This window comes from Niveispirillum sp. GW835-FHT14G11 (assembly GCF_058793615.1).
The window spans coordinates 732,682-746,894 of the sequence record NZ_JBXAFZ010000001.1 but is presented as its reverse complement, the minus strand read 5'-3'; the positions used below and the strand labels follow the sequence as shown (position 1 = coordinate 746,894).

Below are 14,213 nucleotides of genomic sequence, written 5' to 3'. Positions count from 1 at the left end.
ATCATGATGCCGTGAGCACTCAGCAAATGGCGGCGTGACTCACGAACTTTTGCCGCCGACAATCCCGGCGCGGTTCAGGAGCCGCCGCCCCACCTTTACTCACAAAATAAACTTCGACAGATCCGTATTCTGCGACAGCCCGTCCAGCTGGGCGCGCACATAGGCCGCGTCCACCGTGATCACCTCCCCACTCTTCTCCGTGGCGGCGAAGCTGATCTCCTCCAGCAGGCGTTCCAGCACGGTGTGCAGGCGCCGCGCACCGATATTCTCCACGGTGCGGTTGATGTCGGCGGCCAGGCGGGCCAGTTCGTCGATGGCGTCGTCGGTGAAGACCAGTTCCACCGCCTCCGTCTTCAACAGCGCCACATATTGCTTGATCAGGCTGCATTCCGGCTCCGTCAGGATGCGGCGGAAATCGGCCTGGGTCAGGGGCTGGAGGTTGACGCGGATGGGCAGGCGGCCCTGCAATTCCGGCAAGAGGTCGCTGGGCTTGGCGATGTGGAAGGCGCCCGACGCGATGAACAGGATATGGTCGGTCTTGACGGGACCATGCTTGGTGGACACCACCGTGCCCTCGATCAGCGGCAGCAGGTCACGCTGCACGCCTTCACGGGACACGTCGCCGCCGCGATGTTCCTGACGGGCACAGATCTTGTCGATCTCGTCCAGGAAGACGATGCCGTTCTGTTCGACGGCATGGATGGCCTCGGCCACCACCTTCTCATTGTCCAGCAGCTTGTCGCTCTCCTCCGCCATCAGCACTTCATGGCTTTCGGAGACGCTCATCTTCCGGGTCTTGGTGCGGCCGCCGCCAAAGGCCTTGCCGAAAATGTCGCCCAGATTGACCATGCCCATCTGCGCGCCCGGCATGCCCGGCACGTCGAAGGTCGGCAGGCCGGCGGCGGCATTGTCGGCCACCTGCACCTCGATCTCTCGGTCGTTCAGGGTGCCTTCGCGCAGCTGCTTGCGGAACTTGGCACGGGTCTCGGCACTGGCCCCCTCCCCCACCAGGGCGTTCAGCACGCGCTCCTCGGCATGCAGTTCGGCCTTGGCCATCACCTCCTGGCGCAGGCGGGTGCGGGTCATGGCGATGGCGGCTTCCACCAGGTCACGGATGATCTGTTCCACGTCGCGGCCGACATAGCCCACTTCGGTGAACTTGGTGGCCTCCACCTTGACGAACGGCGCCTGGGCCAGCTTGGCCAAACGGCGCGCGATCTCCGTCTTGCCCACGCCGGTGGGGCCGATCATCAGGATGTTCTTGGGGTACACTTCCTCGCGCATCTGGCCCGACAGCTGCTGGCGGCGCCAGCGGTTGCGCAAGGCGATGGCGACGGCGCGCTTGGCCTCGTTCTGGCCAACAATATATCGATCCAGTTCCGAAACGATCTCGCGCGGGGAGAAGGCAGTGGCACTCATCACATCTTCTCCAGCGTGACGGAATGGTTGGTATAGACGCAGATGTCGGCGGCGACTTTCATGGCGCGGCGCGCGATCTTTTCGGCATCGAAACTATCGATGTCGACCAGGGCCCTGGCCGCGGCCAGGGCATAGGAGCCGCCGGAACCGATGCCGATGATGCCGTCTTCGGGTTCCAGCACGTCGCCATTGCCGGTGATGACCAGGGACACATCCTTGTCAGCCACCGCCATCAGGGCCTCCAGACGGCGCAGGTACCGGTCGGTGCGCCAGTCCTTGGCCATCTCCACCGCCGCGCGGGTCAACTGGCCCGGATGCTGTTCCAGCTTGGCTTCCAGCCGTTCGAACAGGGCGAAGGCGTCGGCCGTCGCACCGGCGAAGCCGGCCATGACCGAACCGCCGGCCAGACGGCGCACCTTGCGGGCGTTGGACTTCATCACGGTCTGGCCCATCGACACCTGGCCATCGCCGGCGATCACCACCTCACCGCCCTTGCGGACGGACAGGATGGTGGTGCCATGCCACTGGACGGGATCGTGGGGGTTTGGATTGCCGCTCATCAGGCTCACTCAAGGGGGCTTTCGGGAAAGATGACTTGCTATGTGGGGAGGGCCGGGGCGCAGTCAAGCGCGACACCTCATGCCTGTTCCGCCGAGAGACGGTGCCAGCCCTTGCATTTCAATGATTCCCCCTTCTACACTGCGCCACCGTGAAGCCCGCTTTCGCCCATGTCATCGCCATCACCGCCGCGGCCCTGCTGGGTCTGGCCGGGATCGGCTGGATGTTGCTTCCCATCTTGTGGGAGGCGCAATCCCCCGTGCTTGGCCTGCTGATGCTGGCCCTGCTGCTGACCGTCGCGTCGATGTTCGTGCGCCTGCTGGCCTGGTGCCGCGGCCGCGATCTGGACCTGATGGAGGCCAAGGCGGAGAATGGCCGCCTGCTGGCCCTGCTGGACGCATCACCCGACCCCTGGTTCGCGCTGAGCGTGACGGGCGATCTGGCGTTGGCGCCGGGATTTGCCGGCCTGCTGGGGCTGGAACAGGTGCGCCGGCTCGATGATGTCGAACAGGCCCTGGCGCCCAGCGATGCCGCCGCGCTGCACGGGTCCTTCCGGCATCTGGTGGATAGCGGCCAGCCCTTCCAGATCAATGTGCGGCTGGCCGACGGGTCGAAATTCTTCCAGGCCAGCGGCCGGCGGGGCGAGGGGCCGGAGGGGACCTCCCTGCACCTGCTCTGGCTGCGCGACATCACCACCCAGGGTCAGGACCTGCTTCGCCGGCAGGAACTGCACAATATCCAGGCAGCGGAGCTGGAGCGGCTGCGCACGCTGCTGTCGGCCCTTCCCATCCCGCTGTGGCGGCGCGGGGCGTCGCTGGATCTGGACTGGTGCAACGCGGCTTACGCCCATCTGCTGGACAGCACGCCGGAACGCGTGCTGGAGGGCGGGCGGGAACTGCCGGGTGGCGGCCTGTTCGGTGGCCCGCGTGACCTGGCGATGCGGGCGCGCGACGCTGGCGTCGCACAGGGCGAGGAAAGGTTCCTGGTCGTGGATGGCGACCGGCGCCTGTTCCACCTGACGGAGATCCCCCTGCCCCAGGGCGGCATGATCGGCATGGCCGTGGACCGCACCACCGAACGCGGGCTGAAGGACGAGTTGACCCGCCATATCGACGCGCATGGCGAGGTGCTGCACCAGCTGGGCTCCGCCATCGCCATCTATGGCCCCGACATGCGCATCAAGTTCCACAACCATGCCTATGCAAGGCTGTGGGACATGGATACCGGCTGGCTGACGGACGAGCCGACCTATGGCGAGGTGCTGGAGGATCTGCGCGCCCGGCGCAAGCTGACCGAGGAGGCGGACTTCCCGCGCTGGAAGAAGCAGCAGCTGGGCCTGTTCACCTCGCTGATCGAACCCATGGAAGAGCTGATGCATCTGCCCGACGGGCGGACGCTGCGCTCCCTGGTGGTGCCGCACCCGTTCGGCGGGCTGATGTTCGTGGCAGAGGATGTGACCCACACGCTGGCCCTTCAATCCTCCTACAACACGCTGATGGCCGTGCAGCAGGAGACGCTGGACAATCTGGCCGAGGGCGTGGCCGTGTTTGGCGGCGACGGGCGCCTGAAACTATGCAACCCGGCGTTCCAGCGCCTCTGGTCGGTAGGGCCGGATCTGGTGCGGGCAGAGCCGCATGCCACCCGATTGGTCGAATATGTCCGCCCGTTCCTGGACCGGGGCGGCGATTGGGGTCCCGAACGGGAAAGGCTGGTGGGGCAGCTGCTGGAACGCGCCGCCGATGCCGGCATCATGCGCCGGGTCGACGGGTCGGTGCTGCGCTATGCGTTGGTGCCGCTGCCCGACGGGGCGGTGCTGTTCTCCTGCCTGGATGTCAGCGACAGCGACAGGGTGGAGACGGCCCTGCGCTCCTCCAACGAGGCGCTGGAAGCGGCCGACCGGCTGAAGGCGGAATTCATCGCCAACGTGTCGTATCAGCTGCGCACGCCGTTGAACGCCATCATGGGCTTCGCGGAGATCCTGCATAACCAGTATTTCGGGCCGCTGAACACCCGCCAGCAGGAATATGCCAAGGGCGTGCTGGAGGCCAGCCGCCGCCTGCTGTCGCTGGTCAACGACATCCTGGACCTGGCCACCATCGAGGCCGGGTTCATGGTGCTGGAACATGAACGGTTCGACATTCCCCAGCTGCTGCATTCCGTGGCAGGATTGACCCGCGACTGGGCCCGCAAGCAGGGACTGGACCTGCGGGTGGAGGTGGCGGAACATACCGGCGCCATGGAAGGCGACGAGAAGCGGCTGAAGCAGGCCTTGTTCAACCTGGTATCCAACGCCATCAAGTTCACCCCGGCCGGCGGGCGCATCACCCTGTCGGCGGAACGCCGTGGCGACCGGGTGGTGCTGGCCGTCAGCGATACCGGCCTGGGCATCGCCAGTGACGAGCAGAACCGCGTGTTCGAACGGTTCGAGCGCGGTTCCGCCGGAGCGGCGGGATCGTCGGGTGCCGGCCTGGGCCTGTCGCTGGTCAAGAGCTTCATCGAACTGCATGGCGGCACCGTGGAGATCGACAGCGACGGGCAGACCGGCAGCACCATCCGGTGCTGCCTGCCCGCGGCACTGAGCACGCCTTAGTCAAGCGTTCCCTCAGGCGCCGGGCGCCGCCATCCGGCGGCTTGGCTCACGCCGCACGTGCGGCGGGCCGGCGGTCGCCGGCCTTCGGGGCCATGACATGGCCCCGGCTCAATCCCAGCCCAGCAGCGACCGATGCGCGCCGACACCGGCCAGGGTGCCGGACGCGGCGGCCAGGGGTGCGCTGTGCATGCCCATGGTGGCGTCGCCGGCGGCATAGATGCCGGGCACGCTGGTCTGCTTGAACGCATCGACGCGCAGGGTCGGGCCGCTGTGCCCTTCCTCGAACGCGCAGCCCAGCAGCTGGGCCAGCGGGCTGGCCATGCTGGTCTGCGGCGCGACGAACAGGGCGGCCAGGGGCAGCACCCTTCCATCGGCCAACCGCACCGCCGACAGATCCGGCGCCGCGCCAAGCAGTTCAATGATGGGCGTGACCTCCACCGTCACGCCGCGCGTGGCCAGCTGTGCGGCCAGCTCCGGCTCCGGCGCGTCGTGACCTTGGGTAAAAAGGGTCGTGGGGCCCCAGTCGGCGATCAGCAGCGCCTTCTGGTCGGCCCCGGCCTGCGTGGCCAGGACGCCCAGCGGCCGGTCCGCCACCTCATACCCATGGCAATAGGGGCAATGCAGGGCGCTGACGCCCCAGCGTTCCGCCAGACCCGGCAGGGGCGGCAGTTCATCGCGCACACCCGTGGCCAGGATCAGGCGGCGGCCGCGGTGGACGGCGCCGGACCGCAAGGCGATCGTGAACCGGTCCACCTGTCCCTCGGCACTTTCCGCGATATCATCGGCGAAACTGACCGTGGGGTAGGCAGCAAGCTGGCGGCGACCCAGTGCCATGATCTCCGCCGGGGGCACCCCATCTTGTCCCAGAAAATTGTGGGAGTGGGCAGCGAAGCGGTTTCGCGGGCTGCCAGCATCGACCAGCAACACCCGTCGGCGGGCGCGGGCCAGCGGCAATGCCGCCGAAAGGCCGGCGAAGCTGCCGCCGATGATGATCACGTCGTGAAGCATGAAGGGCTCCTTCCAAGCAAACCAGTTTCATGTAACTTGATAAATTACATGAAACACACATCGCGACGTTTCGCAACTCCGCTTGTTACGTGACCCCGTCTGGGCTATCTGAGAAGCCATGCGCCACGACAGCCGCCTTTCCCGCATGTTGCATGCCCTGGTCCATATGGACCGGCTGGCGGGGGCAGCCACGTCGGAGATGCTGGCCCAGATGCTGAACACCAACCCCGTGGTCGTGCGGCGGACCATGGGCGGCCTGCGCCGACACGGGCTGGTCCGATCGGAAAAGGGCCATGGCGGCGGCTGGGTGCTGGCGCGGCCGCTGGACGCGATCAGTCTGCTGGACATCTATCGCGCCCTGGACGAGCCGCAGCTGTTCGCGCTGGGCCCCTCTGTCGATAATCCCGACTGTCTGGTGGAGCAGGCGGTCAATGGCGCACTGGACATGGCGCTGGCAGAGGCCCGGTCCGTGCTGCTGGCCCATCTGGAACGGGTGACGCTGGGCGACCTGGGCCGGCAGTTCGCGGAGAAGCTGGGCGCCGGCCGGCTGCCACGGTCGCTGGAGCCCTAAAGCGCGGGCCGGCGGTTGCCCTGATCGCGGATGGAACCCATGTCCCGGCTTCCATTGCCCGGCCGGGCCGCGGATGCTACCTGCTGCCTATCCCCTACCCTGCGAAAGCCCCCGGATTGTCCCGCCCCCTGTCCCCACATCCTGATGATGGCGCACGCGCGATGGGCGTGGTGGGGGCACCATGAGCGGACGCCGACCCAAGCTGCCGACAGCGGACGAGCTGGCGCTGTGGCATATGGTGGTCCGCGACGCGGCCCCCCTGGTATCCAAGCACCGCAAGGCGGCGGCGGCGAAGAAGGTTCCCCTCCCCGCCCCCGTCCCACAGGCGCCCATGCCGGTGCCACGGGTCACGGAAGCGGCACCCGCCATCAAGGCACCGGCGGAGCGTCTGGCCGAAATGCTACGCACCGTACCGCTGGCGGAGAAGGCGCGGGTCAGCGTGCAACTGGCCCCCTCCCCCCTGGGCCGGGTGGCCGGGGTGGACAAGCGCACGGACGAGAAGGTGCGCAAGGGGCGCATGGGCATCGACGGGCGCGTCGACCTGCACGGCATGACCCAGAGCGAAGCGCACGACGCCCTGATCGGCTTCATCCGCCGGTCCCATGCCGCCGGGCGGCGCATGGTGCTGGTGATCACCGGCAAGGGCCAGATGCCACGCGGAGAGGGGGTGCTGCGCCTGTCCGTACCGCGCTGGCTGCGCGAGGCGGAGGTGGGGCGGCTGGTGCTGTCGGTGCATCAGGCGCAGCCCCAGCATGGCGGCGGCGGGGCCTATTATGTGCTGCTGAAGCGGCGCAGAGGGGATTAGGGTCTGCCAGGGGGCGATGGAGGAGCGTTACCGCCTCATCTCAAGAGACGGTAGTCCACACCACTCACGCCGCCCGACCGGTAACCGCACGTTCCACCCCGCTGGCCACCGACTGCCAGCAGACCTCCGCCAGGGCCTTGCGCGACCCCACTGTGTCCAGCGACTGGGCCGCGTGGAACTCCACGGTCACGGACAGCTTCCCCGCCCGGATCATCCGCCAGAGATGCGGCGGCAGTTCCATGTCGCCGTACCAAGCATAGAGCTGGCGCCAGACATGACCCAGGGGAATGCCGTCCAGATGGGTGGCAGTGACGCTGACCGGCTGCACGATCAGCGGCTTCTCCGCGATGCGGGTCGATGCAACGGCGAACAGGGCCGTCTTGAAGGGCAGGGTGCGGTTGCCGTCGCTGCTGGTGCCCTCCGGGAACAGCACCAGATTGTCGCCGGACTGGAGACGGCCCTGGATCGTGTCACGCTGTTCATCAGCCTTGTGGCGGGCCGTGCGATCCACGAACACGGTGCGTTGCAGGCGCGCCAGCAGACCGAACACCGGCCAGCCATCGACCTCCGACTTGGCAATGAAGCTGGCCGGCAGGACAGAGCTGAGGACGGGGATGTCGAGATAGGAGGAATGGTTGGCGATGAACAGCACCGACCTTTCATGGGCCGGCGCGCCCTTTACCACCACCTCCAGCCCCAGGATGCGGCAGCAGATCCGGTGATAAAAGCGGGGAAAGCGGGCCGCGCCGTTGCGCGGCGACAGGCGCAGCAAGACGACCTGCACGGGGATCAAGGCCAGGGTGAACAGCGCATAGACCGTCAACCGTGACAATCCCAGCAGCGTCGAGCCGATATCCATTCCTACCCGCCCGCCATCATGGTTGCTGGGATCAGATCAGCGACGAGCCCCGGCGCTCGTAATGGCGCAGGTACTTGTCGGTGATCATGTCGGTCTTCACGACAATGGAAACATCAGTGGTGTTGAACTGATGGTCGACCACCGCGCCCTCGCCCACGAAGCCACCGACGCGCAGATAGCCCTTGATCAGGGCCGGCACCTCATTGATGCCGCGGCGAGGATCGATATCATGCTCGTCCATCATCGCCATTTCGACATAGCGATGCGGCAGCGCCACGGGGCGCAGCGCCGGCGGCGCCAGATGATGGTAGTAAAGGTAGGAAAGCGGCAGGGCCAGGGCCTTGGGATCGATGCCCGGCAGGCTGGCGCAGCCGAACATCAGCTTGATGTCGTAATGCGCGGAATAGGCGGCGATGCCCCGCCACAGCAACTGCATGGTGCCGCGGCTGCGATAGGCCAGATCCACGCAGGACCGGCCCAACTCCAGCACCTCGCCCGGATATTCCTCGATCCGGGAGATATCGTATTCGTCGGACGAATAAAAGGAACCGGCGCGGGCCGCCGTCGCCCGGCGGATCAGGCGGTAGGTGCCCACGACCGCATCAGTGCCATCACCCAGGCTGCGGTCGATGACCAGCAGATGGTCGCACAGCCCATCAAACATGTCGAAGTCGCGCCGCTGGGCCGCCATCTCGGGCGAGGGCTTGGCCGCCATCTCCTCATAGAAGACGCGGTAGCGCAGGCGCTGGGCTGCGGCGACCTCGGCGGCGGTATCCGCCAGACGAACCTCAAGATTGCCGGAACGCAGTTCACCGGAAATCAGGGCTTCGGTGGAAATGATGTCAGCCATGCTCTCACATATTCTGGGTAGCCGGCACGGGGGAACGCCCGCAACCATCCCCGTCCCCTGTCCCGTCTTTCACGGGTGCATCGGGCGTGACGGTCGCCGCCTTCGACCATTGGCATAACACGAACTGCTGCAGGCGGGTCAACCCACTGTGTCACAATGCGCGGGTGGATCACGAAAGTTTCATGCCCTTGTCCCGCAACTTTCAAAGACCTAACGGGTCTGCGGGTAGGTGCGAAGCGGTGCCATGCGCAAATCACATTGGTTGAGGGGGCGAAAACGGCGAACCCGGAACGAGAAAGGGGCGACCCGTGGGCCGCCCCCTGTCCCCTCAACCCTGCCCGCCCGAGGCGGGAGAGAAACTTACTCGTCCTCGCCAGCGCGGCGGGCGCGGGTACCCAGACCGATCTGCTTGGCCAGACGCGAACGCTGCTTGGCATAATTCGGCGCGACCATCGGATAGTCCGGCGGCAGGCCCCAACGCTCGCGATATTCTTCCGGCGACATGTTGTATGCCGTCTTCAGATGGCGCTTCAGCATTTTCAGCTTCTTGCCATCTTCCAGGCAGACAATATATTCCGGCGTGACTGACTTCTTGATGGCGACGGCCGGCTGCGGCTTCTCGCTCTGCACCACCGGCTCCGTGCCGATGTTGGCCAATGTGCGGTAAACCTGTTCAATCAGCGACGCAAGATCGTTGATTGCCACTGTATTGTTGGAAACATGGGCCGCGACGATTTCGGTCGTGAGAGACAAAAGTTCGGGCGAGGAGGATGCGTTGGTCATGTATCATTGCTCCAACCAAAAAACTCGATCGTGATATAAGTCGTATTTCAACATCATGCAATATCGATTTGGCACGACACCAAAGGAATCGATCATCGTGACAAACATACCAGACCAGTTCCTCGACATAACCTCTCTTGTCTGTCCCATGACATTCGTGCGTACGAAACTTGCCGTGGAACGGATGCATTCCGGGCAAACCATTGAAGTCAGGATGAATTTTGGCGAACCATCACGCAATGTTCCGGCTTCCCTGCGGGAACACGGCTATATGGTTGCCGATCCGCAACCGGAGAATCCCGCGAGTCCGGAAGGGGTTCAGCGGCTTTTGGTCAAGAAGCCTTAACCATTCCGGACTAGGCCAGATCAGTCACCATGACGTGTGCGTCAATCGATTGCTCACGATGTCGATAATAACCGCGCCGTCTTCCGGCATTCGTGAAGCCGGCGGAAGCATAGACTCGGACCGCCGCTGTATTTGTGACAGCGACTTCTAAGAAGACCCGGACCACGCCCACCATCGCCAGACGCGCCAGCCCGTGACGCAGCAGGGCACCGCCCAACCCGCGGCTGCGCGCTGCCGGGTCGGTGCCCAGGGTCAGCAACTCCCCCTCATCCAGCACATGGCGCCAGAGCGACAGGGCCACGGGCTCTCCGCCCAAGGTCAGGATGAAGCCCTCGACACCGGGTGCGGCCAGCAGCGACGCGAAGGCGCCTTCGTCCCAGGCGGGGCCGGACAGGGCTGGATCGGCGAAGGCCCGCGCATGCAGAGCGGCCAGCACGCCGGCATGGGCCAGACCGGCAGGGACGATGTCGACCGTGTCCAGCATGCGCGTTACCCCTGCTTCGGCAGGGTGACGTCGGGCGGGCGCAGATAGAAGGGATCGGCGACGCGCGCCGCGATGCTCGCCGCATCCTGCGCGGCCGCGATGCGGGCCACGGCCAGAGCTTCGGCCGCACCCGTGGTCTCCACCACCCGCACATCCCCCGCCCAGGCACCCAAAGCCGCGGCCGCGCGCGCCGCCGCATCACCCACGATCAGCAGGGGACCGGGGGGCAGATGCGCCGCCGCATAGGCTGGCAGGTCGGGCGGCAGCACATCCGCCGGTTCCCCCAGTAACGTCAGGTCGGCGGCGAAGGGCTGCACGAACAGGTCGTCACGCCGGCTCTCGATTGCCGCCAGCAGAGTGCGGCCGGCGCGCATCTGCGCATCCAGACCCGCCGCCGCGGCCTCCAGCGTCGTCACGCCGACCAGGGGACAGCCTGCGGCCAACGCGAAGCCGCGCGCCGCGGCCAAGCCCACACGCAGACCGGTGAAGGTGCCCGGCCCGACCGTGACGCCGATGCGCGACAGTTGGGCAAACGTGATCCCGGCCTCTTCCAAAGCGGCCTGCACCATGGGCACCAGCTTCTCCGCCAGGCCGCGCTGCATGGTCTCCGCCATGACAGCCAATGTCCGGCCAGAACCCGCTTCCCATACGGCGACGGCACAGGCGCTTGTCGCCGTATCCAGCCCCAGCGTGATCATTGGCACATTCCGTTCCGCTTCATGTTCGCTCAATCGCGGGATGCCGCCATCCGGCGCCTTGGGCACACGTGACCATATGGTCAAGGGCTGCCAGCTCCCAACAGCAACGACAAGGGCCACCCATGCGGCTCGTGGCCATTGCTCTGCCGGCCTTCGATGTCGATCCCGACCTTCGCTATGCCACGGCCGACAATCTGACGGGAAGGCCGATCTTCGCGGGGCCAGAACATCTGTCCCCCACCACCCGCTTTGACGCTCCCTCCTCCACCCTGGCGCGGGAGAGGAGGTTCGGGGTGAGGATGGGAGAGATATAGGAATTATAGCCTTTGGCGGGGAAGGCGGAATTGGGGAGGGGCGGGGTGGGCGATTCCGGGTTGGGGTGGGGGGCCTGGGGCGGGGTGGGCTCTTGGGGAGAGGGCGGAAGCTTGTATGGGCGTTAAGTCGGAAATGGGAATTTTGTCGTTGACGATTGCGATCCTATATGTGAGTTAAATTCCTATTGGTGTTCGGGAGTGACGTCACATGGGAAGTCTATCTCAAGGGGCAGCGGTCGTGCCGCGGGATGTGCGGGAGCGCAGTATCTGGGTGCAGGGGCGGCTGCGGTTGCATGCCACCTCCTTCGCGGCCATCGGCCGCCGGCTGGGTATCTCCGCCCGCGCGGTCGGGCAGGCCATGTATGCCCCCAATCTGCGCGCCGAGGCTGCCATCGCCGCGGCCATCGGGCTGGAGCCGCGCCAGCTGTTCGCTGAACGCTATGGCAGCGATGGCGGCCGGCTGCATGCCATCCGGCCGGCCCGCACCCCCGGCCGCGACGGGGGTGGGGCATGACGGGGCAAGCCGGCGAGACCGGCATGGTCAGGCGGCGGCGCTCGCTGCTGGACGGGGGGACGGAGCCGGTCACCATGGTCGATGCAAAGCTGCTGGCCCGCGTGCTGAAGGTCACCGAACGCGCCGTGCGCATGCGGGCCACCCATGAGAAATGGCCCAGCGCCACCAAGCCCGTCCGTGGCGGAAGGGCCAAATGCTTCCCCCTGGCCCGGCTGCCCGCCGCCATCCGCGAGGCCGTGCTGTGCCACCATCTGGACGAGCAACGCCGGTGCGACCGGGCCGAGACGACCGCCCGACGGGGCGGCGGGGCCGGGATGGGGGCAGAGAAGCGGGCGGGGAAGCCGGCGTTGGGCGGTGATGGGCCCTGCCCCGCCCTGCCGGCGGGAACCGGTCTCAGCCCCGCCTTGCCGGCGGGAACCGGTCTCAGCCCCGCCTTGCCGGCGGGGCGGGGGGCGGCGGTGCTGCTGCCGGGGCAGATGGCCGACTGGCGGCGGCGCTGCATGCAGGCCCGCGCCGCCATCCTGGTCCAGGCCCGCGCCATGGCGGTCGAGGGCGGGGTGAACGCCGCGCTGCGCGTGCTGGCCGACCAGGCCCAGGCCGGCACCCTGCCTGAGGCGCTGGCGCAGCTGGTGCCGCTGGCCAATGCCAGGGCGGGGCGGGCCAAGGGGCAGGCGGGGGCCAAGGGCGCGCGCACGCTGTCGGTGCCGACCCTGAAACGCTGGTGGGGGCAGTGGCGGCGCGGCGGGTTTTCGGCCCAGGCGCTGGCGCCCTGCGATGTTGCCACCGGGCCCGGCATTCCCGCCTGGGGGCCGGCCCTGCTGGCCGCATACCGGCTGCCGTCCAAACCGTCGGTGCCCGATGCCATCGCCCGGCTGGTGCTGCCCGATGGCGTGGTGGCGCCCAGCGAGGGCCAGGCGCGGCGGTTTCTGGCCGGGTTGCCGGCGGTGGAGCGCAACAAGGGCCGCCTGGGACCGGCGGCGCTGAAATCCATCCGGCCCTTCGTGCGGCGCGGGACCGACGGGCTGGAGCCGCTGGACATCGTCATCGCCGACGGGTTCACGGCCAAGCATGACGTGGCCCACCCCATCCATGGCAGGCCGTTCGCCCCGGAACTGACGGTGGTGCGCTGTGTCGCCACGCGCCGGGTGATCGGCTGGTCGGCCGGCCTGTCGGAAAGCACCTGGACCGTCATGGATGCCTATGCCGACGCGGCGCGCAAGGCCGGGCTGTGGGCCATCGCCTATACCGACAATGGCGCCGGTTTCCGCTCCAGGCTGAATACCGGGGAGCTGGCGGGGTTGCAGGGGCGGCTGGGCGCCACCCATGAGCTGGGCCGGCCCGGCAACCCGCAGGCGCGCGGGCAGATCGAGAAGGGCTGGGACCGGCTGTTCATCCGCCCGGCCAAGGCGCTGCCCAGCTTTCGCGGGGCCGACATGGATGCAGAGGCGCGACGGCGCATCACCCGGCGCATTGAGCAGGATATCAAGCGCGACGGCGCCTCGGGCCTGTTGCAGGAATGGGGGGAGTTCCTGCGCTGGGCCGCGGCCTGCGTGGCCGCCTATAACGCCGCGCCGCATACCGGCCTGGCGCGGGTGCGCGACGAGGCCACGGGCAAGCGCCGGCACCTGTCGCCCGACGAGGCCTGGCAGGCGCATCTGGACAAGGGCTGGACGCCGGTGCGGCTGGCGCCGGCGGAGGCCGAGGACCTGTTCCGCCCGCATCTGGTGCGCCGGGTGCGACGGGGCGAGGTGGCGTTGTTCAACAATGCCTATTTCCATGCCGAGCTGGAAAACCACCATGGCGAAGAGGTGCAGGTGGGCTTCGACATCCATGACCCGGCGCGGGTGTGGGTGCGCAGCCTGTCGGGCGTGCTGATCGCCGTGGCCGAGGCCGGGGGCAATGTCCGGCCCTATTTCGACCGGCTGCGGGTGGAGCGCGCCAAGCGCCGCCTGCGGCCTGTGGAGGCCAGGCGGGCGGAGATCCTGGCCGAGATGGGCGATGCCGGGGACGACAGGCCGCTGATCGAGGGGGTGGTGGCGGGGCCGGCGGTTCCGGAAGCGGCGGTTCCGGAAGGGGAGCGCCCGGCCTTCTTCGCCAGCGACCTGGCCATGTATGGCTGGTGTGCCGCCCATCCCGAGGCGGTGACGGCGCATGATCGGGCCTATCTGGCCGCGGCGGCATCCGGCGATGCCCGCCTGGCCCGCGCCTTCCAGGACCATGACCGGCGGCATGGCACGGATCTGTCGGACCGGTTGATCGGGACCGGTTGAGGACCGCTTTGCCGCCTTGTCGCGGTTCCGCTTTGCCGTCTCCGTCTTCCATCGCCTGTACGCTCTTTTCGCCTTCCCGCTTTTTTTTCGCCTTCCCGGCGCAGGCCGGGACCCAGGGGCCCCAGGATCAACCCTTTCCGCCAC

At 67.4% G+C, this 14,213-nt stretch carries 15 protein-coding genes; 7 read left to right on the top strand and 8 right to left on the bottom strand.

Annotated features, from left to right (window positions below; all coding sequences use genetic code 11):
* Positions 1-99: 99 nt before the first annotated feature.
* Positions 100-1,419, bottom strand: coding sequence for an ATP-dependent protease ATPase subunit HslU (hslU, locus tag AC1Q7F_RS03625; protein ID WP_492503878.1), 1,320 nt, complete (start codon positions 1,417-1,419; stop codon positions 100-102).
* Complete coding sequence (hslV, locus tag AC1Q7F_RS03620; RefSeq protein WP_492503877.1) at positions 1,419-1,979, bottom strand: ATP-dependent protease subunit HslV; 561 nt, start codon at positions 1,977-1,979, stop codon at positions 1,419-1,421. The genes hslU and hslV overlap by 1 nt, the downstream gene beginning before the upstream one ends.
* A 149-nt stretch (positions 1,980-2,128) precedes the next feature.
* Here hslV and AC1Q7F_RS03615 point away from each other — a divergent pair, with 149 nt between their 5' ends.
* On the top strand, positions 2,129-4,567 hold the full coding sequence (locus tag AC1Q7F_RS03615) for a PAS domain-containing sensor histidine kinase (protein ID WP_492503875.1): 2,439 nt from the start codon (positions 2,129-2,131) through the stop codon (positions 4,565-4,567).
* Between the two features lie 108 nt (positions 4,568-4,675).
* Here the strand turns inward: AC1Q7F_RS03615 and AC1Q7F_RS03610 are convergent, their stop codons facing one another.
* Positions 4,676-5,575 carry an NAD(P)/FAD-dependent oxidoreductase gene (locus AC1Q7F_RS03610; RefSeq protein ID WP_492503873.1) on the bottom strand — a complete coding sequence of 300 codons (900 nt, stop codon included), beginning with the start codon at positions 5,573-5,575 and terminating at the stop codon, positions 4,676-4,678.
* A gap of 118 nt (positions 5,576-5,693) precedes the next feature.
* Here AC1Q7F_RS03610 and AC1Q7F_RS03605 point away from each other — a divergent pair, with 118 nt between their 5' ends.
* Together AC1Q7F_RS03605 and AC1Q7F_RS03600 are read left to right on the top strand one after the other, a co-directional pair.
* Positions 5,694-6,146, top strand: a complete 453-nt coding sequence (locus tag AC1Q7F_RS03605; protein WP_492503871.1) for an Rrf2 family transcriptional regulator — start codon at positions 5,694-5,696, stop codon at positions 6,144-6,146.
* A gap of 181 nt (positions 6,147-6,327) precedes the next feature.
* Positions 6,328-6,951, top strand: a complete 624-nt coding sequence (locus tag AC1Q7F_RS03600; RefSeq protein WP_492503869.1) for a Smr/MutS family protein — start codon at positions 6,328-6,330, stop codon at positions 6,949-6,951.
* 64 nt (positions 6,952-7,015) lie between these two features.
* Here AC1Q7F_RS03600 and AC1Q7F_RS03595 read toward each other — a convergent pair whose 3' ends face one another.
* The 3 genes from AC1Q7F_RS03595 to AC1Q7F_RS03585 all read right to left on the bottom strand — a co-directional run bounded on the left by AC1Q7F_RS03595 (position 7,016) and on the right by AC1Q7F_RS03585 (position 9,443).
* Positions 7,016-7,810 carry a lysophospholipid acyltransferase family protein gene (locus AC1Q7F_RS03595; RefSeq protein ID WP_492503867.1) on the bottom strand — a complete coding sequence of 265 codons (795 nt, stop codon included), beginning with the start codon at positions 7,808-7,810 and terminating at the stop codon, positions 7,016-7,018.
* A gap of 31 nt (positions 7,811-7,841) precedes the next feature.
* Positions 7,842-8,660 (bottom strand): GNAT family N-acetyltransferase, encoded by an 819-nt coding sequence (locus AC1Q7F_RS03590; protein ID WP_492503865.1) that lies wholly within the window; start codon positions 8,658-8,660, stop codon positions 7,842-7,844.
* 360 nt (positions 8,661-9,020) lie between these two features.
* Positions 9,021-9,443 (bottom strand): Ros/MucR family transcriptional regulator, encoded by a 423-nt coding sequence (locus AC1Q7F_RS03585; protein ID WP_492503863.1) that lies wholly within the window; start codon positions 9,441-9,443, stop codon positions 9,021-9,023.
* 55 nt (positions 9,444-9,498) lie between these two features.
* Here AC1Q7F_RS03585 and AC1Q7F_RS03580 point away from each other — a divergent pair, with 55 nt between their 5' ends.
* Positions 9,499-9,789 (top strand): sulfurtransferase TusA family protein, encoded by a 291-nt coding sequence (locus tag AC1Q7F_RS03580; RefSeq protein WP_492503861.1) that lies wholly within the window; start codon positions 9,499-9,501, stop codon positions 9,787-9,789.
* Positions 9,790-9,799: 10 nt separating this feature from the next.
* On the opposite strand, the gene AC1Q7F_RS03575 is transcribed toward AC1Q7F_RS03580, so the two are convergent.
* A complete protein-coding gene (locus AC1Q7F_RS03575) occupies positions 9,800-10,273 on the bottom strand; it encodes a GNAT family N-acetyltransferase (protein ID WP_492503859.1) in 474 nt (157 codons plus the stop codon).
* Between the two features lie 5 nt (positions 10,274-10,278).
* A complete protein-coding gene (gene tsaB, locus AC1Q7F_RS03570) occupies positions 10,279-11,055 on the bottom strand; it encodes a tRNA (adenosine(37)-N6)-threonylcarbamoyltransferase complex dimerization subunit type 1 TsaB (RefSeq protein ID WP_492503857.1) in 777 nt (258 codons plus the stop codon).
* Positions 11,056-11,093: 38 nt separating this feature from the next.
* On the opposite strand from tsaB, the gene AC1Q7F_RS03565 reads away from it, so the two are divergent.
* The 3 genes from AC1Q7F_RS03565 (at position 11,094) to AC1Q7F_RS03555 (ending at position 14,069) form a co-directional block, all read left to right on the top strand.
* Positions 11,094-11,285, top strand: a complete 192-nt coding sequence (locus tag AC1Q7F_RS03565) for a hypothetical protein (protein ID WP_492503856.1) — start codon at positions 11,094-11,096, stop codon at positions 11,283-11,285.
* A 208-nt stretch (positions 11,286-11,493) separates the two neighbouring features.
* Positions 11,494-11,799 (top strand): helix-turn-helix domain-containing protein, encoded by a 306-nt coding sequence (locus AC1Q7F_RS03560; RefSeq protein WP_492503854.1) that lies wholly within the window; start codon positions 11,494-11,496, stop codon positions 11,797-11,799.
* Positions 11,796-14,069 (top strand): transposase, encoded by a 2,274-nt coding sequence (locus AC1Q7F_RS03555; protein WP_492503853.1) that lies wholly within the window; start codon positions 11,796-11,798, stop codon positions 14,067-14,069. Before AC1Q7F_RS03560 ends, AC1Q7F_RS03555 begins: the two co-directional genes overlap by 4 nt.
* The last annotated feature ends 144 nt before the right edge of the window (positions 14,070-14,213 follow it).

Excerpts from the sequence above, each read along its gene's own strand:
- hslU (WP_492503878.1), bottom strand. The coding sequence starts at position 1,419 with ATGAGTGCCACTGCCTTCTCCCCGCGCGAGATCGTTTCGGAACTGGAT.
- hslV (WP_492503877.1), bottom strand. The coding sequence starts at position 1,979 with ATGAGCGGCAATCCAAACCCCCACGATCCCGTCCAGTGGCATGGCACC.
- AC1Q7F_RS03610 (WP_492503873.1), bottom strand. The coding sequence starts at position 5,575 with ATGCTTCACGACGTGATCATCATCGGCGGCAGCTTCGCCGGCCTTTCG.
- AC1Q7F_RS03605 (WP_492503871.1), top strand. The coding sequence starts at position 5,694 with ATGCGCCACGACAGCCGCCTTTCCCGCATGTTGCATGCCCTGGTCCAT.
- AC1Q7F_RS03600 (WP_492503869.1), top strand. The coding sequence starts at position 6,328 with ATGAGCGGACGCCGACCCAAGCTGCCGACAGCGGACGAGCTGGCGCTG.
- AC1Q7F_RS03595 (WP_492503867.1), bottom strand. The coding sequence starts at position 7,810 with ATGGATATCGGCTCGACGCTGCTGGGATTGTCACGGTTGACGGTCTAT.
- AC1Q7F_RS03590 (WP_492503865.1), bottom strand. The coding sequence starts at position 8,660 with ATGGCTGACATCATTTCCACCGAAGCCCTGATTTCCGGTGAACTGCGT.
- AC1Q7F_RS03585 (WP_492503863.1), bottom strand. The coding sequence starts at position 9,443 with ATGACCAACGCATCCTCCTCGCCCGAACTTTTGTCTCTCACGACCGAA.
- AC1Q7F_RS03580 (WP_492503861.1), top strand. The coding sequence starts at position 9,499 with ATGCAATATCGATTTGGCACGACACCAAAGGAATCGATCATCGTGACA.
- AC1Q7F_RS03575 (WP_492503859.1), bottom strand. The coding sequence starts at position 10,273 with ATGCTGGACACGGTCGACATCGTCCCTGCCGGTCTGGCCCATGCCGGC.
- AC1Q7F_RS03565 (WP_492503856.1), top strand. The coding sequence starts at position 11,094 with ATGCGGCTCGTGGCCATTGCTCTGCCGGCCTTCGATGTCGATCCCGAC.
- AC1Q7F_RS03560 (WP_492503854.1), top strand. The coding sequence starts at position 11,494 with ATGGGAAGTCTATCTCAAGGGGCAGCGGTCGTGCCGCGGGATGTGCGG.
- AC1Q7F_RS03555 (WP_492503853.1), top strand. The coding sequence starts at position 11,796 with ATGACGGGGCAAGCCGGCGAGACCGGCATGGTCAGGCGGCGGCGCTCG.